General features: G+C 63.6%; 4 protein-coding genes. All 4 read right to left on the bottom strand.

What is annotated here, in order from left to right; genetic code table 11:
* The coding region (locus ACEW8G_RS13795) for an AAA family ATPase (protein ID WP_373488982.1) at positions 1 to 411 on the bottom strand (411 nt) is incomplete at its 3' end.
* A gap of 96 nt (positions 412 to 507) precedes the next feature.
* Positions 508 to 1,254 (bottom strand): thioredoxin domain-containing protein, encoded by a 747-nt coding sequence (locus tag ACEW8G_RS13790; protein WP_373488981.1) that lies wholly within the window; start codon positions 1,252 to 1,254, stop codon positions 508 to 510.
* Between the two features lie 36 nt (positions 1,255 to 1,290).
* Positions 1,291 to 2,004 carry a DsbA family protein gene (locus ACEW8G_RS13785; protein ID WP_373488980.1) on the bottom strand — a complete coding sequence of 238 codons (714 nt, stop codon included), beginning with the start codon at positions 2,002 to 2,004 and terminating at the stop codon, positions 1,291 to 1,293.
* On the bottom strand, positions 2,001 to 2,585 hold a 585-nt coding region (locus ACEW8G_RS13780; protein ID WP_373488979.1), incomplete at its 5' end, for a DUF721 domain-containing protein. The genes ACEW8G_RS13780 and ACEW8G_RS13785, both read right to left, overlap by 4 nt.

The following is a 2,585-nucleotide window of genomic DNA, read 5'->3' as shown; positions in this document are numbered from 1 at the left end:
GCCGGTGGCGGCATCGGCAAACAGCAGCGCGATATCCTTGGCACGCACATCGCGGCCATTGGCGCGATAGGCGCTGCCCGCGCCGCGCTCGATCCGCCGCACGACCTCAAGCTCGCCGTCATCGGGAAGCACCGCCGCCAGCACCGCGCGGCTGACCTCGGTGAGCAGCGACACTTCAGCAAAATTGCGCTGTGGCCGGGTGGCGGTCCCGGCGAAGATCACGTCTTCCATGCCGCCGCTGCGCATCGATTTGGGCGAGCTTTCGCCCATCACCCAGCGGATCGCCTCAAGCAGGTTCGATTTGCCGCAGCCATTGGGGCCGACGATGCCGGTCAGCCCGGCCTCGATGCGCAGTTCGGCCGGCTCGACGAAGCTCTTGAAGCCGGTAAGCTTGAGCCGCTTGAAGCGCATCGGGGTGCTGATGGTGGGCGGAAGCGCCACACCCCGGTCACCTGCAAACGCCTCGATCAGCCCGCTCTCGCTCGGCCCCCCGTCATCCATTCGCGCCTATCGCGCTCCCATTTTCTGCAGCTCGGCTTCGAGCGCGGGCCAGCCGGAATAATCGATCTGACGGCCGTTGATGAAAAAGGTCGGCGTGCCCTGGATGCCCTCATCGCGGCTTGCCTTGCCGGTGTTGTCTGCCAGCGCGCGCGCCGCCCCAACGTCCGACAGGCACTGGTTCGCCTGATCGCGCGAGACGCCGCGCTGCGCGAAGAAATCGGTCAGGCCCACCGCCTCCGCCAGCGCAACATAGCGCTGGCCGTCAGGCATCGCCAGCACCTGGCCATAGCGCTCTTCACCCATCGCCTGCGCCTTGGTGAACATCGCCTCCTGATTGGCCATGACTTCTTCGGTCAGCGCGAAATAGGTGGCTTCAGAGCCGCAACGTGTGAGCAGCGACGCGGTGAGGTCCATCGGTTCGCGCACGAAATTGCGCATCTCGAAGCTTACCCGGCCGCTGGCGACATATTTGTCGCGGATCGTCGCAAAGGCGGTTTCGGCAAAGTTGGCGCAGGCCGGGCAAGTCAGCGAGGCATATTCGACCAGCTTGATCGGCGCTTGCGGGTTGCCCAGTACATAATAGCCGTCACCCGTCTTGGTGACAGTTTCAGCCCAGTTTTGCCCTGCAGGCGCAGCGATCTCGGCAATTGGCTCGCCCGATGTGGCCGCAGCGCCCTCGCTGTCAGCATCGCCGCCGCAGGCGCCAAGCGCGAGCAACACGGGCAGGGCAATCAGGCTGGCATAATGCTTCATGGATATCTGGTCCTTATCAGTTGATGACCGCAAGCATTAGCGGCTTGCCAGCAGCGGTTCCAGAGTTTTCCAGTCATACGCCCCTGCAAGCAGCTTGCCGTTCAGCGTGAAGCTCGGCGTGCCTTCAATCTTCACCTGGTCGGTGGCAAATTTGGTCATCGCGGTCAGCTTGGCCTGTTCCGCCTTGTTGGCTAGGCAGATGTCGATCTGTGCGTTGGTTGTCTGTGGGGCATGGCGGCGCAGTTCGTCATACAGGCCAAGGTCCGATGCGATGCGCTTGATCCGCGCGTCGATATCGCCCTCATACCAGGCTAACCTGCTCTCGCGGCTCGACGCATTGGCCTTGGCCATCCACGCCCGCTGGCTGAAGAGCAGACCCTTGTGCCGCCGGAAGAATTCGGTCGGCTCACCGCAGCGCGCCAGCAGCGCCACCGTCAGATCCACCGGATTGCTCACATAATTGCGCAACTCAAAGCTCATCTTGCCGTCGGCAAGATACCCGCGACGCAAGCCATCATGCGATTCCACTTCAAACGCGGCACAGTGCGGGCAGGTATAGCTCAAATATTCGACCAGCTTGCGCGCCGCCGCCGGGTTACCCGCGATATGGCCGCCAACCTGTGACTGGCTGACCCGGCTCGTCCAGTCGGGCGCACTCTGGGCGATGGACTGGCTGGCAGGCGATGCCAGCGCAAGGCCGGTGATGGCAAACGCAGTGAATGCAAACAGGCGGCGCAGCGGCGCGATCATATGATATCCTTATCATTGCGGTCAGGCGCACGCAGGCGCACTGGTTTTAGATTGTCGCTTTTGAGCTGAACCGGGGCTGCACGGGACGGTGCCGCGCTATCCGCCAGTGCCTCACGCGCCTCACTGGCGGCAATGCTGCGCGCGAGCGATTCAAGCACGGTCTGCAGTTCTGGATCAGCAATCGCGCGCAGGCCATCCCGATGATCCAGCGCAAGCGGCTTGAGCGACGGCGGAGCAGCGGGGCGCGGCTCGGGCCTCAGCGGACGGGTGAGCGCGCCATGGCGGTATTTGACCCGCGCAATCGCGCCATAGCCAAAAAAGCGGTTCACCCGCTCAATGATCTCGGGCTCGGCATGTTGCATGAAGATCGCGGTGGCGCTGCTGACCACAAGGTGCAGCGTGCCATCGGCCTTTTTACCGCGCGGGAAGGCGATTGATTCGGGGCTGGCCATGGCTGCATAGCGTGGTCCGGCGATCTCTGCCCAGCGGCTGACCAGCGCGCTTTGCACAAAGCCAAAGCGGCGAAAGGTGGTTTCGCCAATGGCTGGGATCAGATCGGCGATGCCACGCGCCTCGCCGCC

This window comes from Blastomonas sp. (assembly GCF_041747255.1).
GTDB lineage: Bacteria > Pseudomonadota > Alphaproteobacteria > Sphingomonadales > Sphingomonadaceae > Blastomonas.
Note: the sequence above shows the minus strand (reverse complement) of the source record. Positions and strands in the feature narration are given on the sequence as shown.